At 54.3% G+C, this 20,623-nt stretch carries 12 protein-coding genes; 8 read left to right on the top strand and 4 right to left on the bottom strand.

Annotated features, from left to right (window positions below; genetic code table 11):
* Positions 1-301: 301 nt before the first annotated feature.
* The gene (locus tag D3P07_RS21490; RefSeq protein ID WP_119802322.1) at positions 302-1,189 is read left to right on the top strand and encodes an ROK family protein; all 888 of its coding nucleotides are present in this window, start codon (positions 302-304) and stop codon (positions 1,187-1,189) included.
* Between the two features lie 298 nt (positions 1,190-1,487).
* Here the strand turns inward: D3P07_RS21490 and D3P07_RS21485 are convergent, their stop codons facing one another.
* On the bottom strand, positions 1,488-2,516 hold the full coding sequence (locus tag D3P07_RS21485) for a Leu/Phe/Val dehydrogenase (RefSeq protein ID WP_119802321.1): 1,029 nt from the start codon (positions 2,514-2,516) through the stop codon (positions 1,488-1,490).
* 232 nt (positions 2,517-2,748) lie between these two features.
* On the opposite strand from D3P07_RS21485, the gene D3P07_RS21480 reads away from it, so the two are divergent.
* The 3 genes from D3P07_RS21480 to D3P07_RS21470 all read left to right on the top strand — a co-directional run bounded on the left by D3P07_RS21480 (position 2,749) and on the right by D3P07_RS21470 (position 10,043).
* Complete coding sequence (locus tag D3P07_RS21480; RefSeq protein ID WP_119802320.1) at positions 2,749-3,099, top strand: potassium channel family protein; 351 nt, start codon at positions 2,749-2,751, stop codon at positions 3,097-3,099.
* 115 nt (positions 3,100-3,214) lie between these two features.
* The gene (locus tag D3P07_RS21475) at positions 3,215-6,115 is read left to right on the top strand and encodes a glycoside hydrolase family 66 protein (RefSeq protein ID WP_119802319.1); all 2,901 of its coding nucleotides are present in this window, start codon (positions 3,215-3,217) and stop codon (positions 6,113-6,115) included.
* 79 nt (positions 6,116-6,194) lie between these two features.
* Positions 6,195-10,043 (top strand): TIM-barrel domain-containing protein, encoded by a 3,849-nt coding sequence (locus D3P07_RS21470; protein ID WP_259391636.1) that lies wholly within the window; start codon positions 6,195-6,197, stop codon positions 10,041-10,043.
* A 662-nt stretch (positions 10,044-10,705) separates the two neighbouring features.
* Here D3P07_RS21470 and D3P07_RS21465 read toward each other — a convergent pair.
* Positions 10,706-12,346, bottom strand: coding sequence for a response regulator transcription factor (locus D3P07_RS21465; RefSeq protein ID WP_182914448.1), 1,641 nt, complete (start codon positions 12,344-12,346; stop codon positions 10,706-10,708).
* Positions 12,347-12,380: 34 nt separating this feature from the next.
* Positions 12,381-14,168: a sensor histidine kinase gene (locus tag D3P07_RS21460; protein WP_119802316.1), complete on the bottom strand. Its 1,788-nt coding sequence runs from the start codon at positions 14,166-14,168 to the stop codon at positions 12,381-12,383.
* Positions 14,169-14,399: 231 nt separating this feature from the next.
* On the opposite strand from D3P07_RS21460, the gene D3P07_RS21455 reads away from it, so the two are divergent.
* From D3P07_RS21455 to D3P07_RS21440, 4 genes are read left to right on the top strand one after another with little or no spacing between them, the layout of a single operon-like run.
* Positions 14,400-15,758: an ABC transporter substrate-binding protein gene (locus tag D3P07_RS21455; RefSeq protein WP_119802315.1), complete on the top strand. Its 1,359-nt coding sequence runs from the start codon at positions 14,400-14,402 to the stop codon at positions 15,756-15,758.
* A gap of 40 nt (positions 15,759-15,798) precedes the next feature.
* Positions 15,799-16,683: a carbohydrate ABC transporter permease gene (locus tag D3P07_RS21450; protein ID WP_119802314.1), complete on the top strand. Its 885-nt coding sequence runs from the start codon at positions 15,799-15,801 to the stop codon at positions 16,681-16,683.
* Positions 16,684-16,696: 13 nt separating this feature from the next.
* A complete protein-coding gene (locus D3P07_RS21445; protein ID WP_119802313.1) occupies positions 16,697-17,521 on the top strand; it encodes a carbohydrate ABC transporter permease in 825 nt (274 codons plus the stop codon).
* The gene (locus D3P07_RS21440; RefSeq protein ID WP_119802312.1) at positions 17,518-19,260 is read left to right on the top strand and encodes a glycoside hydrolase family 66 protein; all 1,743 of its coding nucleotides are present in this window, start codon (positions 17,518-17,520) and stop codon (positions 19,258-19,260) included. The genes D3P07_RS21445 and D3P07_RS21440 overlap by 4 nt, the downstream gene beginning before the upstream one ends.
* Before the next feature lie 195 nt (positions 19,261-19,455).
* On the opposite strand, the gene D3P07_RS21435 is transcribed toward D3P07_RS21440, so the two are convergent.
* Positions 19,456-20,583 (bottom strand): serine hydrolase domain-containing protein, encoded by a 1,128-nt coding sequence (locus tag D3P07_RS21435; protein ID WP_182914447.1) that lies wholly within the window; start codon positions 20,581-20,583, stop codon positions 19,456-19,458.
* Positions 20,584-20,623 lie beyond the last annotated feature (40 nt).

Below are 20,623 nucleotides of genomic sequence, written 5' to 3'. Positions count from 1 at the left end.
ACTTGTATTTTTCTAGTATTGATATTGGTCTTATAGTTAAACGTGTACTAGATATACTCGGGTTGTTAATGATGCTATACGGAGTATATGCAATAATAAGGATTTGGCGTAAAGTTAATATGAATGAATCGTAAATAACAAAAGCGTTCTTTAATGGAGATGAACATCACTCCTAAAATTATGAAAGAATAATAGGCTTCATCGAATCAGTTATGATGCTTTATGCCCTATGCTTGAAATCTGCCAAACTTGCTGATACGTTAATAGAAATACTGGCTAAAAGAATGCGGGGAATGCAGGTATGAAGATATATGGAGCAATAGAAGGCGGAGGAACGAAATTTGTATGCGGCATCGGCACGGAGGATGGCACGATACAGGAGACAGTGACCATTCCGACGACTACGCCGGAAGAAACGATGAGCAAGGCGATGGCTTATTTCGCAGACAAAGGGGTTGAAGCGATCGGAATCGGGACATTCGGTCCCGTCGACGTGAACGTTGACAGTCCCACATACGGCTCCGTGACGAGCACGCCGAAGCCATATTGGAGTGGCTACGACATTGTGGGCTATGTGAAGCGCGTGCTCAACGTGCCTGTCGGCTTCGATACGGACGTCAATGCGGCGGCGCTGGGCGAGCTATTGTGGGGAGCGGCTGAGGGGCTGCGAAGCTGCCTCTATATGACAGTTGGCACTGGCATCGGTGCGGGAGCTGTCGCTGAGGGCAAGCTTGTCCATGGCCTCACGCACCCGGAGATGGGGCATATTATCGTACGCCGCCATCCGGAAGACCGATACGAGGGGAAATGTCCGTTCCATGGGGATTGCCTGGAAGGGCTTGCCGCAGGACCGGCCGTTGAGGCGCGTTGGGGTGTGAAGGCATCCGAGCTTGGCGTGGATCATGCCGCGTGGCGCTTTCAGAGCTACTATATCGCTCAGGCGCTCGTGAACTATATCTTGATTCTGTCTCCGGAGAAGCTGATTCTGGGAGGGGGCGTCATGCATCAGTCGCATCTGTTCCCCCTCATTCGGATGCAAGTAAAGGAGCTATTGAAGGGATATGTTCATCATCCTGCTTTGGATCAAGAAATTGAGAGCTACATTGTAAAACCTGGTCTTGGCGACAAGGCGGGGATTAGCGGTGCACTAGCGCTGGCTGTGAAAGCGGCGGAAGCTCTAGAAGTCTAGCGAGCGTATAGAAGGAAAATAGGGATAACGAAGATGTTCCAGCATATAGCATATCGATACCGTCTTGATTCCGGCCATAGACATTGATAGAGCAATGAAGTGGTAGGAGACATCCTAGTTTGCATTCTTCGATCCCGATGGCAACGCTTAGGAAGTATGCGAGTATTGAAAAGGTTCATGCCGTTGAAAATAAAGAGCAATAATAAGCCTCCATGTCTGCAAATGAATGCGGAACGGGAGGTTTTTGCATGTCATAGAGGGCTGGTGAGGGAAGCAGAGCAGATGCTTGGCAAGCCTATTATACGCGGAAGAGCAGTTCCGCTAGCCGGTCTGCTGCGGCTGATGTGGATATGGCCTGAGCCTCGGCCAGGTCATATACACGGGACAATGTGCCGGAGATTGTCTCCACATTGCGCTTGGCCTCCGCCGCATCCCCTCCGCCAAGCTCGGAAGCAGTCACGATAATGCCGCCCGCATTAATGACATAGTCCGGGGCGTACAAAATACCACGCTTCTGCAGCTTGACGCCATGGCGTTCCTCCGCCAGCTGATTATTGGCGGCACCCGCAACAATTCGGCAATTCAGCCTGCCGATAGCCCCGTCGTCCAGCACGCCGCCAAGCGCGCAGGGGGCGAGCACATCGCATGGCACAGCTAGTATCTGGTCGGGCCGGGAGACGGATGCTCCCAACTCCTTCGCGGCCATTCGAACCCGTCCGGCATCAATGTCCGCTACCGTGAGCCTGGCTCCGGCATTCTTCAAATAACGGCATAGGTGATAGCCTACCTTGCCTAACCCTTGAACGGCTACACTTCGATGTTGTAGCGACTCGGAGCCGAAGAGACGCTTCAGCGATGCCTGGATGCCGAGAAATACCCCGTACGCGGTCATCTTGGCGGTCAGATCGCCGACCGCTCCAAGCGAGCCGCTCACGTCCGTGACGAAGGTTGTCTCTTGCCGAACCGTATCCATGTCTGCCACGGTTGAGCCCAGGTCCATGCCGGTAATGTATTGCCCTTGCAGCTTCTGGATATGCTTTCCTAATGTACGAAACAGCGCCTCGCGAGGACCGGCATCCGGAGAGTCCAAAATAACGGCCTTGCCGCCTCCATAAGAAACTCCAGCTAGCGCGGATTTGTAGGTCATGCTCCGGGCTAGCCTGAGCGCGTCTTCGACGGCTTCCTTGTCGTTGGCGTATTGCCGTATCCGGCAGCCGCCAAGCGCAGGGCCGAGCCTCGTATTATGAATGGCGACGATGGCTTTGAAGCCGATTGACCGGTCCTGCAGGAATAGCAGTTGTTCGTATTCGTCCCTCCATGCGTCCATTCTCCCGCCCCTTTCGAATCCGGCATGCTACAGCTTATTCCGGCGGGCGGAACCCGGATTGGACACAGAAGACCAGGGGGCTAAGGGGACGGTTCTTTGTTGGGAGAGTGGGTCAACGTACAGTAGCGAAATGTTTAAATAGTAATTGGCTGTGCATACATTGGACGAAGCTGCGATCCATGATTATTCTATAGATCTGATTGTTCTATGTTCGAGAGAAGGAGTTTGTGCGATGGTATCATTCCTCTTAACCGTGAAGCGCCTGCTTAGCGCGCTATGGCGGGCATTCAAGCTAAAAAATTTTCAGGCCTTGTTTATATTGGTTGTTGTGATGCTAATATCGGGCACCGTGTTTTTCGTCAGCAACGAAGGGCTGTCCATCGTGGATGCGCTATATGTCTGCGTCTTGACGCTTAGTACGGTGGGGCATCCGACATTCGAGCCGCAGACGATGCTGGGCAAGGTGTTCATGATGCTCTACGTTGTTGTAGGAACCGGATTGTTTCTTGGCCTGATCGGCTATATTGCCTATTCACTGATCAAGCAGCCGGACCGCAAAACAGGGGACGAGGAGGGCAAATAAGGCCGCTTCTATAAAAAGCGTACTCCCATATGAATTTTTCGGTGTTTCCTCTGATAGATTAGGAGCTTTACAATGTAGGTGCATCCTATTCTATCCATGAGAGGAGTAAGTTGATGTGAGAAGAGCCAGGTACGTGATAGGACTTGCTATGGCAGCTCTGCTGCTGGTGATGTCGGGCATGATCCCGCCGCCGGTCAGCGCATCGGCAAACGGAATCATCAAACGGGTGTACACAGACAAGGCCAGGTATGACCCTGGCAGCGTGGCGACCATCAAGGTCGAGCTTGACAATAAGTCCGGGAGCTCATTCAGCGGCAATGTCAATCTGGAAATCTATCATCTGGAGACGCAAGTGTATACCCATGTCTCGCCTGTTTCCCTGCCGAACGGCAATTCAACGACCGTAACCTTTACTTGGACAACACCTAGCACCGATTTCAAAGGATATTTTGTGAAAGTTGCTGCGGGAGCCTCCACCGGCGCGACAGCGATTGACGTTTCCAGCGACTGGACAAGGTTCCCGCGGTACGGCTACATCACGGAGTATCCGTCCGAATCTCCGGCAGTGACGGAAGCGCGTGTGAAGCAAACGATAGAAGACTATCATACGAATGCCTTCCAGCTCTACGACTGGATGTGGCGACATGAGAACAACATCAAGAGAACGAATGGCGTAATCGATCAATCCTGGACGGATTGGAGCGGCAAGCATACGATGTATTGGCCGACAATCCAGAACCTCATCTCATCCATGCACCAATACAATGCGGCAGCGATGCCCTACACCATGACGTATGCCGCGCTTCACAACTACCAATCCATCTCCGGAGTAAGCCCTGAGTGGGCGATGTACTCCGACCCCGCGCACGCGAACCAGCTTGGTTTCGACTTCGACGACAACAACCCTGACACATGGCTTTGGCTCTTCAATCCTGCAAGCCTCGGCTGGCAGAATTATATCTACGGACAGTACCGGGACATGATCGAAACAGCCGGCTTCGACGGCATTCATCTGGACCAGATGGGAGAGCGGGCAGATCCGTATGATTACGACGGCAATGTAATAGACCTGGACAACAGCTTCTCCGGCTTTATCAACAATCTCCGAGGCAATCTCGACAGCAACGGCATGTCGGACAAGGTGCTGACCTTCAACAACGTGGATGGCGCAGCTGACGGCTGGGCATTCGACGATGTCACCAAGAATGCCGATTATGATTTTACTTACACCGAGATTTGGGGACATGCAAGCGATTATATCGATTTGAAAGCGCTGATCGACAAGGCTAAGCGCAACAATGGACAAAAGGCCGTTGTTCTGGCGGCCTACATGAACTTTGAGGAAAATACCGGAACCAGGTATGAGGCGGAATCCGCCATCCTGAATGGCGTGTCCGTGAATAACAACCATCCGGGATACACGGGAAGCGGATTTGTAGACGGCTTCGGAGATACAGGCGATTATGTCGAGTTCTCCATCACGGTGCCGGAGGAAGGCTGGTACGGCCTTGTATTCCGTTATGCGAACGATACGGGAACGAACAACACGCGCAGCCTGTATGTGGATGGCAATTTCGTCAAGCAGGTTGGCAACTTTCTCGATCAAAGCAGCTGGGATACGTGGAAGTTTGATGCATCGCATACGGTGTGGCTGACGGCGGGTGCGCATACCGTTCGGCTGGCGAAGGAAGCTGGAGATACGGGCTTTATAAATTTGGACAGCCTGACGCTGGGTACCTTTGATGAGGCTTCCGTACGACTGACAGGCGCAGCGATTGCGGCCGCAGGCGCCTCACGCATCGAGATGGGCGAGGGTGACCAGATGCTCGGCCATCCGTACTTCCCGAACCGAGCCAAGCAAATGCGCAACAGTCTAAAGGAAGCGACGAAGAACCAGTACAATTTTATTACCGCCTATGAGAACCTGCTCTACGACAAGGATGTGTTCAATACCGATTCCGGCAGCCAATTCGTGGAGATTGCCGGACAGCCGGTAACCGGCGATGGTACGCCGGGCACGATCTGGCATTTCATGAAGCAAAGCGATGATTACAATATCGTGCATCTTCTGAATTTGAAGAACAGCACGGACACGGATTGGCGCAATTCCGATCAAGCTCCGACAACCCTGACCAATTTGCAGACTAAGGTATATCTCGGCAGTCAAGAATCGGTATCGGGCGTATATCTGGCGTCGCCGGACATCGCGCTGGGCGCTACTCAGTCGCTAAGCTACACGACAGGGACGGACAGCAAGGGCAACTATGTTTCCTTCACCATACCGTCGCTCCAATATTGGGACATGATCTACATGAAGCGCAGCTTCACGGCCCCTGTCGACGACATCTATGAGGCGGAGCATGCGGTGAAAGTAGGCGTAGGAGTCAATACGAACCATGCGGGTTATACGGGAGACGGCTTCGTCGATAATTTTTCCGATAATGACGGTGTGACCTTTACCGTATCCGCTGCCCAGGATGACGATCAAGTGCTGCGGTTCCGCTATTCCAACGGCGGCTCCAATGCGACGCGGGATATATTCGTAGACGGCAATTATGCCGGCACCATTGCTTTCCCTTCCACGGGAGGCTGGGCCTCCTGGTCCTATGCTGAGCTGACCGTGCCGCTGAAAAAAGGTGTTCATACCATTACGATCTGGAAGAACGCCGCCAACACAGGCGCAATTAATCTGGATCACCTTGATCTGGACAAGACGTATGTCTGGCAGTTTGACCGGCAAATCGCGACGGTTCCTGCGGGTTACAGAATCACGTTCCGGACAGGCGCCTCAGGCTGGGTGCACCAGGGCGTCGATAATTGGAACAATGTCGGCGACTTCCAGATGATGCCGAATGGATCGGGCCAAGCGGGGGCTACCCATGAGATTTCCGTCGGTCCGTTTTCAGCCGGCACAGCCGTCGACTTCACCTTCCTATGGGATGATAACGGCAACGGTGTTCTGGAGCCAAGCGTTGACCGGTGGGAAGGAACAGACTTCCAAATTGAGGTGCAGTAACCGCAGAGCAGGTGGAGCGGCGCTGTATTCATGGCATCCGCTCCAACTTTCATAACCATTTCATGAAAGGCAGGGGGATATGATGATCATGCCGTATGCCGTACAGGCACGGATAAGAAAAAGCCTGGTTACCTTGCTTGCCGTTGCATTATTTTGTACTACGTTCCTGTTCACGTTCGCAACGCCTGCGCTCGCCTATGTCGGTGCTCTTGGCAATGTCACAGGGGCAGTCGCATCCGGCGACTCCTTGACGCTGACGATAGACAACGGCGCAGAGTCTAATGACGACATTCTCATCTTCGATGTGCTGCAAGAGGATATTGTGAAGGTTTCTTATCGTCCCAACAACATATCGCCAAGCGATGATACGCCCATGATTGACCCGAACAAAACATGGGGAGCAGTCGGGGCGGCGATCGACACGACAGGCGATCCGATTACCATCACGACTTCCAAGGTGAGAGTAGAGATTGCCAAAACGCCCGCTCGCGTAACCATCAAGAAGGCGGATGGCACCACGCTTCTATGGGAGCCGGCGGCGGGAGGCGTCTTCTATGACGGCGTCCGCTTCCAGCATGCGGCTGGACATAACATCTATGGCATTCGAAGCTACAATGCGAACGAGGAGGCTCCGGATTTGCTGCGCAACAGCAGCAACCACCCTGCGCATGCCGGCCATCAAGGCGATTCGGGCGGTCCGTTCATATGGTCGACGGCAGGCTACGGCATACTTGTCGACAGCGACGGCGGCTATCCCTATACGGATACGACCGGCAAGCTGGAATTCTATTACGGCGGAACGCCGGAAGAGGGCAGGCGTTATACGAAGTCCGATGTAGAGTATTATGCTATCGTCGGCAGTCCGAAGGAAATTATGTCCGGCTTCACGGAAATTACCGGCAAGTCTCCGATGCTTCCGAAGTGGTCGCTGGGCTTCATGAACTTCGAATGGGGAACGAACCAGACGGAGATGACGGACATGGTCGACACCTACAGGGCGAAAAATATTCCGCTCGATGCATACGGTCTTGACTATGACTGGAAGAAGTATGGGGAGACGAACTATGGCGAATTCACATGGAATACGTCCAATTTCCCGGATTCCAGCTCAACGGCTCTGAAGGATGATATGGATGCCAAAGGGATCAAGATGATCGGCATTACGAAGCCGAGAATTGTAACGCGCGACGCAGGCGGCAACCGGACGACTCAATACAATGATGCTGAGGCTGGAGGGTACTGGTATCCAGGCCACAGTGAATATGCGGATTATTTTATCCCCGTATTGGTTCGTAGCATTGATCCTTATAATGCCGGGTTGAGGTCCTGGTACTGGGACCAATCTGTAGACGCCTATAACAAGGGCATTGTGGGCTGGTGGAACGACGAGACGGACAAGGTGTCCTCCGGCGCCGCTCAGTGGTGGTTCGGCAACTTCTCTACGACGCATCTGTCGCAGGCGATGTACGAAGGGCAGCGCGCCTATACGGACCAGCGGGTCTGGCAGACAGCGCGAACGTTCTATCCGGGCGCCCAGCGCTATGCCACGACGCTGTGGTCCGGCGATATCGGGGCGCAATTCCATAAGGGAGACAAGGTGGATTGGGCATCCGGCATGCAGGAGCAGCGCACAGTGATGCTCTCGTCGATTAATAACGGGCAGCCGAAGTGGGGCATGGACGCAGGCGGCTTCAATCCGTCCGACAGCAATCCGAGTCCCGAGCTGTACGCGAGATGGCTGCAATTCTCCGCTTTGACGCCGGTCTTCCGGGTTCATGGCAATTTGAACCACCAGCGCCAGCCGTGGTACTACGGCAATACGGCGGAGGAAGCGGCGAAGGGTGCGATTCAGCTTAGATACTCGCTTGTTCCTTATATGTACGCTTATGAGAGAAGCGCGCTCGACACAGGGCTTGGCCTGGTCAGACCGCTGCTGTTCGATTATCCGAATGACCCGGCGGTCAGTAATTATACGCAAGCCTGGATGTTTGGCGACTATTTGCTGGCGGCTCCGGTCGTCGATCAGAATCAGACGGTCAAAGACATTTATTTGCCGGCCGGCACATGGATCGATTATTTCCGAGGCACAGCTTATACGGGGGGACAGACGATCAAGTATCCGGTCAACGCGGAGACCTGGTCGGATATTCCGCTATTCGTGAAGAAAGGGGCAATCATTCCATCCCAGAAGCCGCAAGACTATATCGGCCAAAGCCCGGTAACGGAGGTGGATGTCGATGTGTTCGCAGACAGCGCGGCAACCAGCTTCACCTATTATGACGATGACGGCTCCACTTATGATTACGAGAGCGGAACGCACTTCCAGCAGACGATGACCGCACAGGACAATGGGGCAGGCGGTGTCAGCTTCCAGCTTTCGGCGAAATCCGGCACTTATACCCCTGAAGTGCAATCTTACATGGTGAAAATTCACGGCAAAGCTGGCACAGGCGTAACAAGCAACGGAGCGGCTCTGACGCCATATGCCGATCTGGGCGCGCTTCAGGCAGCGGCCGGAGAGGGCTGGGCGACAGGCAAAGATATCTATGGCAACGTTACGTACGTGAAAGTAGCGGCTGTCAGTACCTCCGCCAAAAACCTTGTCGTCAGCGGCAGCGCGTCTGTTGCGGCGACCGGCGTGAAGCTGGAAGCGGAGAACGGCTCGCTTTCGGGCGATTCGACCGCGACCAAGGCAAAGGCGAACAACAATCATGCCGGATACTCCGGCACAGGCTTTGTGGACGGGCTGGATCAAGCGGGCGCTGGCGCGACGTTTTACGCCGATGTGAAGGCGGGTGGAGATTATAGTGTAGATATCCGCTATGCGAACGCGACAGGCTCGACGAAGACGCTGAGCATCTATGTGAACGGCAAGCGCATCAAAGCGGCAAGCCTTCCGTCACTTGCGAACTGGAGCACTTGGTCGACAGTGGGCGAGACGATCCCGCTTGCTGCCGGACGAAACGCTATTACATTCAAATACGACAGCGACGCGGGAGATACAGGCAGCGTCAATCTGGATTACATTACGGTGCCGTTCTATCCGGCTGTAGGGAAATACGAGGCCGAGAGCGCCGAGCTATCCGGAGGCGCAGCGACGAACAAAAACCACCTCTTCTACACAGGCGAGGCGTTCGTGGACGACATCACGACGGTTGGGGCAGGGGTGAAGTTTACGATTGACGTCCCGGCTGCAGGCAACTACCAGGTTGCGCTGAGATATGCGAACGGTACGGGCAGCGCCAAGACGCTTAGCACATATGTCAATGGAACGGATGTCGCTCAAGCGTCGCTGCCTAGCCCCGGCAGCAGCTGGGATGTATGGCAGGATGCTGTCCAGTCGCTGGCTCTGAATGCCGGAACGAATACCATTGCGTATCGTTACGATGCCTCTGACAGCGGCAATGTGAACCTGGACCGGCTGCTCGTCTCGGCAGCTGCTATCGGAACGGTTGAGTCCGAACGGAATTTGCTCGATAATCCCGGCTTCGAGCGAGAGACGGCTTACGCCGGCAATTGGACGGAATGGCATCCGACAGGGCAGGAGGTTGCCTACGGCATAGACAGCGGCTCCGGCTCGAATCCGCCGGCTTCAGCCTGGACGGAGGACAAGCGGGCGTTCTTCTATTCGGCGGGCGCGTACAAGCAGAGTATTCATCAAGTCATCAACGTGCCGGTGAACAACAGCCTGTATGAGTTTGAGGCCAGGGTTCGCCTGCAATATGCGAGCCCGACAACCGCAAGAGCGGAGATTGCCGGATACGGCGGGTCGATGCTCACGCAGGACATCCCGAACAACGGGGAGTGGGCCTATATTAAAATCAGCAATATCAATGTTACAAACGGTCAGATTGACGTAGGCTTCTACGTGGATTCCCCTGGCGGCACCGTCCTTCACATCGACGATGTGCGTGTGACGAAGCAGTAGGGAGAGCCGATTCCGTTACTTGTTCTTCAAGGATCGGCGGAAGCCATAGAAGGCGGTTTTAACAGATGCAGCTCAGCTTAATTAGCGGGGGAGCTCCATTGACGAAACGTCGTCTGTTCAGTAGTGGACCATAAAGAGGGCAGCTCCAGGTCGTTGGCGATCTGGAGCTGCCCTCTTAGCATTCTTAGTGGTGAGTTGCACGTCTATTTCATCGTTTGTGACGATTCTGAGCATTTAGCGTTGCACAGCACCACTATTTTCGAGTGCCAGCAGTTTCGATGCGATTAGTGGTGTGTGGCACGACTAATTCATCCTCTATGGCGAATCGGTGCATTTAGCGTTGCACAGCACCGCTATTTACGAGTTTCAGCACTTTTGAGGCGATTAGTGGTGTGTGGCACGACTAATTCATCCTCTATGGCGAATCGGTGCATTTAGCGTTGCACAGCACCGCTATTTACGAGTTTCAGCACTATTGAGGCGATTAGTGGTGTGTGGCACAACTAATTCACCGTGTGCGATGATTTCGAGCATTTAGCGTTGCCCTACACCGCTATTTCGAGCAGTGATCGACTATATGCAAGGATTAGCGATGCAGAGGTAAACCCCGTAAAGTCGTTACTCCGTTCGGAAGCTCTAAGTCTAGCCTATCCTAACCTAACCTAACGTACGGCTCTCTCCTGATATTCACCAGGGGGAATGCCGAAGTGCTGCTTGAACACATAGGAGAAGTGCTTGACGCTCAAATAGCCGACCTTCTCGGCGACATCGTATACTTTCTCGGCAGGCCTCATCTGAAGAAGCTGGGCTGCTCGTTCCATGCGGATTCGAGTCAGAAATTTGATATAGGGCTCCAGCGTGTTCTGATGGAACAAACTGCTCAGGTAGCCGGGCGATACGCCGAGCTTCTCGGCGATTAATGCCAGACTGAGCGGCTCCGCATAATGCGCGAGAATATATTCCTTCGCTCTCTTGACAATCTCATGCTCGCTGCCGTCCGTCTCCTGCACAGCAGACTCTTTCTGAGGCGTGTTATAGAGCGATTCTATCATTCGCTCGTAGAGCTTTGCTGCTTCCTCGGGACGATAGAGCTCTTGGGTCAAGGCTGTATCTCTCAGGAGCAGCAAAGCCGCAGCCGTCTGATGCTGGCGCTTCTCCTTCGGCATCGTCTCGGCCAGCACTTGCAGCAAGCAGGCGCCAGTCCGAAGGACGCTGCGCCGGTCGGCAGTGCCCGCTGCTTCCGCAAGCGAAAGCAGTGAAGCATAGAGTTGGGCATAGCGGCCCTCCAGCATAGCGCGATGGACAGCGGCAACGGTCTGCTCGGCTTGATTCCCCGTCTGCTCGTCAGACGCGTCCGGGGCGCCGTCCTCGGTTGCAAGCAGCGCGTCTTCGCCGGCAATCAGCTTGCGCCAGAGCGCCTCTCTAGCTAACCGGTAGGACTGTCCGAGCTGAAGCACCTCCATCTCGGAGGAGCCGACGGATCCCCACAGCTGCAGGCCGGTCATCTCCTGCACAGCGGCGGACAGCTTCCCGAATATGGCGGCGCAGCGCTGCCGGACATTTGCTGCGTCTTCGCCTGGCACGAGCAGCGCGGTTCGCTGCTCGTTGTCACTGAACAGCACGATGCTGGGGCTGTCTGAGGCAGCCAGTTCTGCGCAGGTTTGATGGACGATGTAACGGAACAGGACCAGATCGGTAGGGGAGATGTCCCGCTCCAGCAGCTGCCCCTCATCCAGATCCACAAGCATGATGGCCCCTTCGGCCTCAATCAGGCTGATTTTCAGGCGGTGAAGGAGAGGGTACAGCAGCTTGATCTCCATGTTGTTATCGGAGATTAACGCGTGGAGGAAGTTGCGCGCAATTTGCCCGCGAGATTGCTCCGACAAGACAAGCAGGGATTGAAGAGCAGCTTGCTCAGCCCGTTCCGCTGCCAGTTCCTTCGCCATTTTATCCAGGACGGAGACCAGCTCCTCATTCACGATAGGCTTCAGCATATAGTCGTGAACACCGTATTGCATCGCTTCCTTGGCTAATGCGAATTCGTCATAGCCAGACAAGATTACCATCCTCGGGCGAGAGCCTCGCCCCGCTAGCTCCCGTGCGAGCTCCAGCCCGGTCATGATCGGCATCTTGATGTCGGTGACAATCAGATCATAGTCCTCTCCCTGTTCGAGCAGCTCCAGCGCTTCCCGGCCGTCGCCAGCCTCGCCGGCGCATATCCATTCACGATGAAGCGAGTTGACTTGGGCTTTCATATATTCTCTTGTCATGGGCTCGTCGTCTACGATAAGCAATTTGTACATGTCCAGACTCCTTTGCCGCATTAATAGGGTTGTTCTAAAGGGTGACCGAATAAGGAATAGCCAATACAACAACGGTTCCCTCATTCGGAATGCTGGAGACCGTCAAGCCGTATTCCTGTCCGTATTTGGCCTTGATTCTTTTGTTCACATTGACTAAGCCGATTCCCGTACGATTGCGTCTTGATGGGCTGGAATCCTCCAGCCTGTCTAGCCTGCCCTGCAGCTGGCGGAGCGTATCTTCATCCATGCCGGGGCCGTTGTCGCGAACCTCCAGCAGCAGTCGTCCGGGAGCGGCACGGGATGATACGGTAATCGTCGTCGGCTCCTTCTTCATCTCGCAGCCGTGCACGACCGCATTCTCGACAATGGGCTGCAGCAGCAGTGCGGGCACACGCAGTTGGAGCAGGGAAGGCTCGATTTCGATGCGATAGGTGAGCCTGCCCTCGTAGCGGCTGCTCTGGATGCCGAGGTAAGCATGGAGCAACTCCACTTCTTTCTGCAAAGGCATCTCTTTGTCCCATTGGGACATCCCGCGCAGTATGCTGCTGAGCGCGTTGATATGCTCGATGGCCTTCTCCTGCTTCCCCGATTGCATCGAGAGGCTGATCAGGTTCAAGGTATTGAAGATGAAGTGCGGCCTAATCTGGTTGAACAGCGCGTTAATTTGCGCCTCCTGCTGGAGCAGCTTGGATTCGTACACCTCTTTGACGAGAGCGGTATTCTCCTCCAGCATGCCGCCGATTCGCCCGACCAGCCGGTTGAACGCGGAGCCGAGATACCCCATCTCGTCCCGCCGGTCGCTCTGGAAGGTCACATCGAGCCGGCCCATCTCTACCTCCTTCATCAGCTTGACGATGGAGAGCAGCGGCTTCAGAAAATGCCGGATCAGCAGGATGAGGGCGACGAGCGCAATGAATGCGCCCCCGATGGAGAACAGCAATGCCCGATTGCGCGTCCCAATGGCGTCCTTGTTCATCTCGGAGACGGAGCCGACAGCGACAATCGTCCAGCCGATGCGCGGAATTTGCGCAGTATTGAGCAGATAGCCATTGGCGATCGATTCGGTGGACGACAGCGCGGACAAGGCGGTATCCTTGTGCGATTCGGCGGAGGCGTAGATGAATTCCCGGCTGGCATCCAGAATGTACAAGCCGCCGTCCCGGCCCATCTCCGCTCTCTCCAATATGTCGATGATGCCTTTATAATTGGCATCCGCTTTAATAACGCCCAGCACGATTTGGGTATTGCTGATGCTGCGAAGCTGCTTGACGACGGAGAATGTCCGCACGTTGCCGATGGTTCCGGCTTCGATGCCGCTGTCCGGCACAAAGATATACTCCTGGGTTGACAGCGCTTTCTTATACCAGTCGTAAGCTTCCATATCTTCATCGGGAATGACTTTTGTCGGCATGCGGGCGCTGGAGTAAATCTCATCGGTTACAACAGATACGCGAAGAATATCCTCGCGCGGATAGATCATAATCTCATCCAAAAACGACTCCACAAGCCGCCGTTTCTCCAGCTGGGCCAGCTCTGTACCGGGAGGAGACTCCTCAAGCGCTTGCATAATGCGGGCATTCCGGTACGGATAGAGCGTCAGCCGGTACAGATCGTCAAGATACGTATCAATATTGAGCGAGACCTGATCCAGAATTTGCTGGACCTTCTCAGAGGATTGTTGCTGGAAGTCGCGCGTATAGCGCGTGTAGGTGAGGTAGGACTCGAATAATACGGAGCTGAGCAGCAGCAGTCCGGTCATGGCGAGCAGCTTCGTCTTGATGCTCCATTCCCGGTAGCTTTTCATTCGGGAACCAGCCTTCATAGAAATCCTCCTTCATCCTAATTGTAGGGCTGCAATCAGCGTGCATGAATGAATCGACAGGTACGGCAGGATTCCGTTGCTTCTTCTTCATTGTATCGGACACCCCCCTTGCCTTGTAAAGACGATCTGAAAAAACCGTACCGCAATCATGATTTTCGGGTATTCCAACTCCGGTCCAATGCCCTTAAGCTAGACGTGTAGCACAAATACATCCTCGGGGGAGGAAACACAGTGATCCGCAAAAGGTTATTAAGTCTCATCAGCATCATGCTCGTTCTGGCGCTAGCCGCAGCATGCGGCTCAGGCAATACGAATGGCAACAATGGAAGCGCTTCAACTGCGGAGCCGACGCAGAGCTCTTCTTCGGAGCCGGCGGCAACGGATAAGCCGCAGGAGAAGGTGACGCTGAAGTTTTTTACAGGCAAGGTGGAAACAGTCGATCTTATGAACGAATTGATCGCGAAGTTCGAGGCTGAGAATCCCAACATCAAAGTGGAGCAGGAATATCAGAAGGATGCCAGCAATATGATCAAGGTCAAGTTCGCCTCCGGCGACATCCCGGATATTACGACCGTCTATGCGCAGGATTACGTCGACCAGGGCAAGTATCTGGATCTGTCGAACGAGCCGTTCTGGTCCCGCGTGCTGCCCGCAATCAAAGAGCTTAACACCGATATCAAGTCGGGCAAGCAGTACCGCGTAGCGACGAACATGACGATGGCGGGCATTTTCTATAACAAGAAGGTGTTTGAAGAACTTGGACTAAAGGAAGCCCACACATGGGAGGAATTCAAGAGCAACCTGCAGGCTATTAAAGAGAAACGTCCCGATATGACGCCGATGTTCCTCGCAGGCAAGGATTCCTGGACGCTCGGACACTTAATCGAATTTATGGCTCACGGTGTGATTAAGCAAAAGTACGGTGTGGGAGAGGCTCGCGCAGCGTTTATCAACAACGATGAGTCGAAGCTTCAGTTCGATGCGCAGGGCGGCGGAATCGAGGCGTTCGCCGGCAGGCTGCTGGAGCTGAAGGAAGCGGGATTGATTAACAAGGATGCGATTACCGCGACTTACGATAACCAGAAGGAAGCGTTCATCTCCGGCAAAGCGGCGCTGTTCAGCCAAGGCATGTGGGTGCTGGGCGACCTGTTGACGCTCAAGCCGGACATAGCGGGCGATATCGGATTTGCTCCGTTCCCGGCTATCGTAGACGGCACATCGCCGGTCACGTTGTCAGCGGAGGATTCGGTCTATGCGATTGCAGCGGAATCGAAGCATCCGGAGGAAGCTAAGAAATTCCTTGAGTTTCTATTCCAGCCTGACAATTTGAAGGTGTACAGCGAGTTCTTGAAGTCGCCGCCTGCCTTCACGGATGTTAGCGCGGATTGGGGTCCGCTTAAGGATCAGGCGGCAGCCGCGCTTGAAGCGGGTGTCAACATCGCCTTCACGGATACGCCGTCGGGCTTCTCCGGCGACGATGCGGGCCGCATGGTGCAGGAGCTGTTAGCCGGCAAATACAAGACATCGCTCGACTTTGCATCGGCGTATAAGGAAGCTTGGAACAAGGCTTGGGGCGCGACCAACAAGTAGGCGTTAGGGCAGCAGGAGGGAAAGGCAGGAGAGAGAAACCATGCGTGTAATGTTACACAAGATTCATAGCAAATTGCATCATTTCATGGCGGTCCCGGCGATCTTGCTCTTCGGTTTGTTCTTCTTATACCCGCTCACGCAGGGCATCGGGATCAGCCTGACCGATTCCAACGGCATAACCGCTCCGAACTTTGTAGGACTTCAGAACTTTATTGATTTCTTTAAGGATGACCGGGCGCGCGGAGACGTCTTGATTACGGTATACTTCGCGCTCGGCAGCGCTCCGCTGCTTAATCTGTTCGGACTGGCGTATGCGCTCTTCCTGGACCGGAAGCTGGCGGGCAGAGGCCTGGTTCGCGCCATCGTCTATTTGCCCGCGGTCATCAGTCCGCTCATTATGGGCTATATCTGGTACTTTATTCTGCAGCCGGAGCGGGGCTACCTGGCCCATGTGCTGAACGGCCTTGGACTCGGCTTCCTCGATGTGAACTGGCTGGGGGAAAGCACCTCGGCGCTTATCGTGCTCATTATTGTGAATGTGTGGCAGTACGTCGGCATGACGATGATTGTCTATCTTGCCGGGCTGCAGGGCATCCCCGCGGAGCTGTACGAAGCGTCGCGCATAGACGGGGCAGGCCGATGGACGACGCTGCGTTATGTCACGCTGCCGCTGCTGTATCCGTCGATCAAAATCAACGTCGTAACCAATATTATCGGCTCCCTGTCTGTGTTCGAGATTATCGTGGCGCTTACCGACGGCGGTCCGGGCTATGCGACAGAGTCGCTCAGCATCTACATTATGCGAATGCTGTACGGTAGCTTTACAGGCTATTCAACAGCAGTGGCGCTGGTCTTGTTCGTCATCATCCTAATTCCTGTCGTCTTGTTCCTGAGGATGACGAGAAAATCCGAATATGAGCTTTGAGAGGTTAACCGCTATGAAATGGGGACTATCTGCTACGGTCAAATATGCCATCGCCGGGATGATGGTGCTCATCTCGATCATCCCGTTCTACGTCTTGCTTTACTTATCGCTTAATACGCCGGCTGCGAGCGTCTTCGAGGGACTGTTCCTTGTACCGGATTTCTTCTTCGGCAACTTCGCCGAGGCTTGGGAGGGCTCCAAGCTGGGGCGGTCGATGGTCAATTCCGTCATTATTACATTCGGGGCGGTTGCGCTTGTCGTATTTGTATCCAGCTCTGCCGGTTACTCGATCGCACGTTTTCGCCATAAAGGAAATACGGCGATCTTCAACACGCTGCTGGCGTGCCTAATGATTCCGGCCATCATTATTACGGTGCCGCTGTATACGCTGATGAAATCGATCGGCGGCATTAATACGCACTGGGCGATGATTCTGCTGACGGCAGCCAATGCGCTGCCTCTGTCGGTCTTTCTGTATACGAGCTTTATTCGGGCGCTGCCCAAAGAAGTAGAGGAGTCGGCTGTCATAGACGGCTGCACCTATTTCACCGCCTTCTGGCGCGTGACATTCCATTTTTTGCGGCCGGTTACGTCGGCAGTCATCATTTTGACGGGACTAGGCATCTGGAACAATTACGGCCAGGCGGTCTTTTTCCTGCAAAGCCAGGATATGCGCACAGTGCCGCTAGCGGTATCGATGTTCTTCCAGACCTATGGCGCGAAGTGGAACCTGATGGCGGCCGCAGCCTTGATCGGGCTAGCCCCGGCTGTACTGGCATTCCTTGTATTCCAACGATATTTCATTAAAGGCATCACGGCGGGTGCGTTGAAAGGGTGAAGAGCGTGATAGACAATAGCTGCTTATGCGTAATACAAGATTTGTATCCCCTTAAGGCGCAATATGCAAGCGGGGAGATGGTGAGGCTTGCCATGGAGCTGGCGAATAGCTCCTCTGAAGCGATAACGGCGAGGGTGCGGTATGAGATTCGCGAGCTTGATCAAGTCATTGAGAACCATGATATTACGGTAGATATTCCGGCAAATGGGTTGTTCACGGTTGAGCTTGCGGCGGGGCCGTTCAAGGCCGAATTCACCGGTTATGGCATCGATGCCGAGCTGATGATTAACGACGTTGTCAAAGATCAAGCGTCCACCGCCTTCGACGTTGTCTCCGATTGGCGGCGTGCGACAAGGTACGGCTTTCTGAGCGACTTCGGCACAGAACAATCAGGAGATTCCGAAGACGTGAAGTGGATGTCGAAGCTCCATCTCAATCTGGTGCAATTCTATGATTGGATGTATCGACACGACGATCTGGTGAGCGGCGAGGACGTCTATACAGATCTGATGGGAAGAGCGGTCAGCCGCCGCGTAGTAGAAGAGAAGATTGCCCTGTGCCATGAGCATGGCATGAAGGCGATTGCTTACGGCGCTGTCTATGCTGCCAGCAAAGCTTTTGCAGAACAGCATCCCGATTGGCGGCTTTACACGAGCGCAGGCGAGCCATATGATTTTATCGGCATATTTAATATCATGAATATTTCGCCTAAGAGCCCGTGGCATGCCCATATCGTCTCAGAATACGGGAAGACGGTGGAACGGCTGGACTTTGACGGCATTCATATGGATACGTACGGTTTTCCGAAGACGGGCTGGTCGAGGCTTGGCGGCGTCAAGCGGCTGGAGCGGCTGGAGGAGCAGTTCCCTCTATTGATCGAATCAACTAGAGCGGCGCTATCGAAGCTGAAGGACGACATCTGTCTCATCTTCAACAATGTGGGCAATTGGCCGGTCGATACGGTCGCTCGTGCGAGCCAGGATGCGATCTACGTAGAGGTATGGAAGCCTTATGAGCGATATCATCATTTGCGTGAAATAATCGGGTGGGCGCAGCATTGTAGCGGGGGGAAACAGGTTATTCTGGCTGCGTATCTGAAGCCGTTCCGCGAGCTTGGCGGGCTTGGGGAGGAAGGCGCGGAGCATGCGTTCCGCTTGCTAAATGCCGTAGTTACGGCTCATGGCGCCTATCATTTGCTCCATGGGGAGAATGGCGGCGTGCTGACCCAAGGGTATTATGTCGATCATTCCAAGCTGCGCGAGGCATTCCGGCGCACGGTGAGAGACTATGCGGATTTCGGCGTTCGCTACGGCCATGTCACTCATGACGAAGGACTGAGAGACGTGTCCATGACGCATGCCGACGGCGACAACCTGGAGTATGCTTTCGAGGGCTTCCCGTACAGCACGTACGGAGAGGCGGGCAAGGTATGGACGGTCATTCGGGAGCGTCCGGATTTGAAGCTGGTTCACTTCATCAACTTTCTGTCGGCAACGGATGATTGCTGGAATGAGGCGAAGGTAGCTCCGGAGCCGCTTCAGGGACGAACCGTAACGGTTGCGATCGACGGCGAACTGGAGTCCGTGCTGCTCGCCAGCCCGGATGCTGGGAACGGCCGCGCTATTCCGCTGGAATATACAATAGTGGCGACACCGCGGGGTTATGCGGCTGTAATCGAATTGCCGGTCTTGCTATATTGGGATGTCCTGATTATCAAAATGAAGGGCATGGCGGCGTAAGCGAGGATAAGCTGCTGCATCAGCTGGGCTTTTATTCAAACCCGTAAGGGAACCCGCAAATGGACAACACCGCGGCTGCGGTCCAAAATGATGTGCAAAGACGCTTTCAAAACCACCGCAAGTGGCTCTGGAAGCGTCTTCTTCTATGTCTATTCAGGGTTAGAGCGGGAGATGGATATATGACTTTTGAAATAGCTACTTGGAGGGCTGACTGGTTTGCGCTTTCCTCAGCTCGTTCATCATGGCGATAAGCGCATTGAAGCTCGGACGCATGGCAGCATCGGAGCCAAAATTGAGCACGATATGGGTATCGCTTGCAGGATCGTAGTGAAGATGGGCGGCTGTAATGCCGAGATGTCCTCTTAGTCGGGGGTAACCCCGCAGCAGAAAAAACAATCCCTCGAAACGGATCTCCATCATCCCAAGTCCATAATAGATGCCGGGACGGAACCGATAGGGGAACGCAGCTATTTGCTGCAGCGTGGAGGGGGCGATCAGTTTTCCGCCATGGAGCGCTTTGCTGAAGGTGAGCAGATCATCCGTCGTGGACACGATTCCTCCCCCTGACCAGTCGCAGCTCAGGCTGTTCAGGCCGCTTATGTCGCGTCTTTTGAACCAGAGTGGAGAGATGGGGGGAGCCGGCACATTCATGGGCTCGGTATGGAACATCAGATAGGTGTCTCTCAGCTCCAGAGGCTCAAAAATTTGCGTACGAAGAAGGCTGCCGTAAGGGCTGCCGGACACCTTCTCGATGAGCTGCCCCAGCAGGATATAGCCGGTATCGGAATACAAGTACTGCTTGCCTGGCGGTCCTGCCGACCTCTGGCGCTCCCTTGTAAATGCAATGAGGTCGGATGGGTGCCATAGCCGCTCCGTATCGGATAAGATGCTGTCGGCGAACGGCCGACCGCTGGTGACAGGACCTTCAAAATAATCGCCGATTCCCGATGTATGACTAAGCAGGTGGCTGACCGTCACGTCAGAGGCATAGTCGCGTCCCTGGTGCAGGAACAGTCCCCTAAGCTCTCCTTGCTCAAAATAAGCGGCGATGCGATCATTTAATCCGATACGCCCCTGATCAGCCAACATGCCTATAATCGTCATTGTAAAAAGCTTGCCGATGCTGGCGATATGATAGGGTCCGGCTGTGTCTGGAAAGCGATAGTCGATGCCCAGTGCGGGAGAGCAGATCCGTGCTTGAATCTCGGCGGCGTGACCTTTTGGTACGCCAATTCCCTTTTGCTCATACTTTCGGAACATGTGGTCCAGCCGCTGGGCAAGCTTGAGATTGTTTAATGAGGTTAATCCTGTTTTTGCTGTCATTCCGCAACCTCCTGTCGTTCTTTTTCTGATCCCTAATAGA

The sequence above is a fragment of the Paenibacillus sp. 1011MAR3C5 genome (assembly GCF_003591485.1).
GTDB lineage: Bacteria > Bacillota > Bacilli > Paenibacillales > Paenibacillaceae > Pristimantibacillus.
The sequence above is the reverse complement of the archived record's forward strand: the minus strand, read 5'-3'. Positions and strand labels throughout refer to the sequence as shown.